Annotated in this window: 3 protein-coding genes and 1 tRNA gene; 1 reads left to right on the top strand and 3 read right to left on the bottom strand. The window is 46.9% G+C overall.

Features of this window, described 5'->3' with window-relative positions:
• Nucleotides 1-931 (top strand): HNH endonuclease (locus AAAH10_RS16480; protein ID WP_343565579.1); only part of this gene is annotated, 931 nt, incomplete at its 5' end.
• A gap of 71 nt (nucleotides 932-1,002) precedes the next feature.
• Here the strand turns inward: AAAH10_RS16480 and AAAH10_RS16485 are convergent.
• The 3 genes from AAAH10_RS16485 to AAAH10_RS16495 all read right to left on the bottom strand — a co-directional run bounded on the left by AAAH10_RS16485 (nucleotide 1,003) and on the right by AAAH10_RS16495 (nucleotide 3,354).
• Nucleotides 1,003-1,485 carry a thermonuclease family protein gene (locus AAAH10_RS16485; RefSeq protein ID WP_343565581.1) on the bottom strand — a complete coding sequence of 161 codons (483 nt, stop codon included), beginning with the start codon at nucleotides 1,483-1,485 and terminating at the stop codon, nucleotides 1,003-1,005.
• The gene (locus AAAH10_RS16490) at nucleotides 1,482-2,966 is read right to left on the bottom strand and encodes a hypothetical protein (protein ID WP_343565583.1); all 1,485 of its coding nucleotides are present in this window, start codon (nucleotides 2,964-2,966) and stop codon (nucleotides 1,482-1,484) included. The genes AAAH10_RS16485 and AAAH10_RS16490 overlap by 4 nt, the downstream gene beginning before the upstream one ends.
• Before the next feature lie 311 nt (nucleotides 2,967-3,277).
• Nucleotides 3,278-3,354 (bottom strand) — tRNA-Met (locus AAAH10_RS16495).
• Nucleotides 3,355-3,402: the final 48 nt, after the last annotated feature.

Here is a 3,402-nt window from a genome sequence, read left to right on the forward strand (position 1 = left end):
CTGCACCAACAACAATCTTGCCCCGTCCAGCTGTTCTGGCTTACGCTACGCTCCAGCCGCCACAGCTGGACGGCTCATGGTGTCAAAATCTAACTTAAAGGTTGGATCACCACATGGGGGCAGGTCAGGAGAACCAAAAAAAAACAAAAGAGTTTGCCGATTTTGCTCAAGAGATATTAGAGAAGGAGCAAGTTTTAAAAACAGAGCACATGTTTTACCGGAAGCGATTGGTAACAAAAAAATTTTTTCGCATGAAGAATGTGATGATTGTAATCAATACTTCTCGAGTGCAATTGAACAAGATTTTTCTGATCATGCAGTGATGTGGCGAGTGTTAAAGGGGGTAAAAGGAAAAAGAGGGATACCGTCTTTGATATCAAAAGGTGCAGGGTACTCAATAACAAATGAAGATCGGGGTGCGATTTTTAAAGGGCCTGATGGTCAGCCAGTGTCCCCGTTATCTATAAAAACAATTCCAATATGTAACGAGCGTAAAATTAATCTTACTAACGTCTATAGAGCTTTGGTACGAGCCGCAATTGGTATTATGCCACGTTCGTGTTTAGCGAATATTGCTAAAACAATTGAATGGGTTCGATACTCTAGTAGTTTTGGAGATACTATGGAACTTCCTCCTGTTGCTATTGGGCAGAGTGGGAGATTCTGTGATCAACCGGTCATGACTGTCTATGTTAACAAAGTTCTAGATGAACAGATGCCTTATATTTTTGCTGATTATTTTATTGGGCCATTTGTATTTGTCATCATTATACCAAGTGTAAACGATCAACAAGATTACTTCTCTTGTCGTGATGCGTACAATCATTTTTGGCATAATTGTAAACATTATGAGCTGTTTCATGGGTGGGAGTTTTTGGATTGGAGTGCCGATGAAAAAGAGGATTATAACTGGACATTAAAATTTAATTGATCATTTCTAACTGACAGATGATTTGAGCAAACTTACCATCTTTAGAACTTAAAGATATAAGCTTGTCCTGATCATTGCGCTCTCCTCCAAACCCAGGGGAATTCAAACTGGCCAGCCCATAAGCCACGCTCGGCCAGACGAGCATCATCCTGATCGGCCAGATACCATTGATCCTCCCAGGGCCAGACAACGGCATGACCGGATCGCACCATCCAGCTCCCCAGATAGAGATCACCAATCACACACCTGGCGAGTGTCCTTCGATACCTATCCTGACCAAAGGTCTTGCAGGCGACCTGATGATCAACGGTCGACAAAACCAGATCGAGATACTCAGTCGCCTTGCGACCGCAAGGCCGTTCAATCCCGACAGGAGACAAGCAGGTCTGCCTGCTCTCCGGAGCATCAAAACCCATGAGCCGCAAACGCTCTCCGGACACAATGATGGTGTCACCATCAACAACTCTTGCTTTGCCAGTCAGAGACTTTGCGTTCGCCGGCACACAAAGCAAAAAACTCATGGCCAACAAAAGCGGCACCATCATCCTGATCATGACAAATCACCTCCGCGTGGTTTACCGGCATAGCGAATGTCATTGACAATCAGCCCCACGGTTTCAAGGATCTGCAGCCATGCCTGACGGTCTCGCAGCGCATGATCAAAAATGAATTTCTGCTGTGAGCTGAGATAGAGAACTCCTTCCTTGCATCCCGCAAAAACAAGATTTCTCAGGAAGTTTTTATACAGATCCGGATCTTCTTCAGCGACCAGTGCAACGGCTTCTTTCCATTGCGCCTTGCCCTCATCGAGCAAGCGTTTCTGCTCTGCAGCTGCAGCCTCTCTCTCCCGGGCAATTCCGGCCAGCTGCTCGTTCTCCTGTTCAGCAACTTCAGCCGCCTGTTCTTTCGCTTCAACCTTCAAGACACGCTCAAGATTCTCTGTGAGATCCAAAGCGCCCTGATCTCTGGAACACATGAAACCAAACCAGTTGTCAGGCTTCAGAATACTGTCATCAGCCTGGGCCAGAACAGCAATCAAGCAAGCTTTCCAGCCATGCTTGCGCAATCCCCAGATCAGGGTTTCCCGGGGGTTTCGTTTTGGAGCAAAGTGTGTATCCACATATGCGGCCGTGGCGCATAAAATCGCATCCACATCACCGCTCTCAATGGAATGATCATCGATGAGTTGGCCAAAGCTTTCATCGATCACACGCAAGACCTTGAGCTGCTCAACGGCGGTTCTGTGCCGCTGTGAGCCAAGCTGTCCACAGCCGCGCCAAAAAGCTCTTACCTTTGGTAAGCCCATATCGGCTTCTGTGCCATCATCAGGGATGCAAGCAGGAGCTTCATCAACCTGCAGGTCATCATTGCTTGCCGCGATCAGCGGCTCCTTTTCCTCTTCACCCTGTACAGAAACATCTTCTGTTAGGTTATGACTGTTAGGGTGACTCTGGTGACACCCTCCCCTGTCATAAGAGTCAGCCATATCGGCATAGCTTGTGGTGCTTTCTCTTTGAGCTTCAAATCGCTCTTTTGATTGATTGAAAAGCGCTTCGCCCTTTTCGAGGAGTTCGGGGAGACGTTTGAGCAAAGGCCTCAAATCCAGTGCCCCGCCTTCAACCGGACGATTACGGTGGTCATAATGGCGAACCAATAAGCCCTTGTGCTCAAGCGACTGCTTTAATCGCGCCAGGGTTCTTTGTGAGATCCCGCCCATCTTCTGACAAATGAGCCAGTTTCCCATCCAGACATAACACTCCCCGGATTTGATCTGATCCATGGTTAACCGCGAAACCAGGGTTATCAGTAAAAACCTCTCACTCATCTTGAGATCATGACAACCATCAACAATGGCCCTCATGATTCTTTGAGGTGTAATTTCAGATGATGCCTTAAAGCTGATTGAGAGCTTTTTAACCTCTGCATAGGTGAACACATTCGCGTTAAGAGAGTCCTCGCAAACCCTCTTTGCAACCCCAAATGGTTTCGGAGCTATGCCGTTAAGGTCCTGGTAATAAACCGATTCTTCTATCACTATATATTCGGATACATTCCCATCGACAGGGTGCAAAAAATCGTTACGCCCCTAGGCGTTTTTTGCTTTACACCGATGTCAGATGAGGTAAGATCAGAGCCATAAAAAGCGTGACTAAGCTTTTATAGGTGATATCGCCTCTAGCAGAACCTCAAGATTGCCGTCTTGAGGTTTTTTGCTATCTAAACCCTTGGAAATGCAAGAATTCCGCCTCCTCTGTTAGAGGCAGTTGTCCCCCCTGTACCAATTTGCACCTTGACGGAGAATCCTGTTTCGATATATCAAGATTCAAAGAGTCACTGGTTACGCTATGGTTGCGGGGGCAGGATTTGAACCTGCGACCTTCAGGTTATGAGCCTGACGAGCTACCGGGCTGCTCCACCCCGCGTTGAGGTGATGTGTTGTTTTGTACAAATAAAAAGAGGGCCTTTTTTTG

It is taken from the genome of Carbonatibacter coralli (assembly GCF_039592655.1).
GTDB classification, from domain to species: Bacteria; Pseudomonadota; Alphaproteobacteria; order Kiloniellales; family Kiloniellaceae; genus Carbonatibacter; species Carbonatibacter coralli.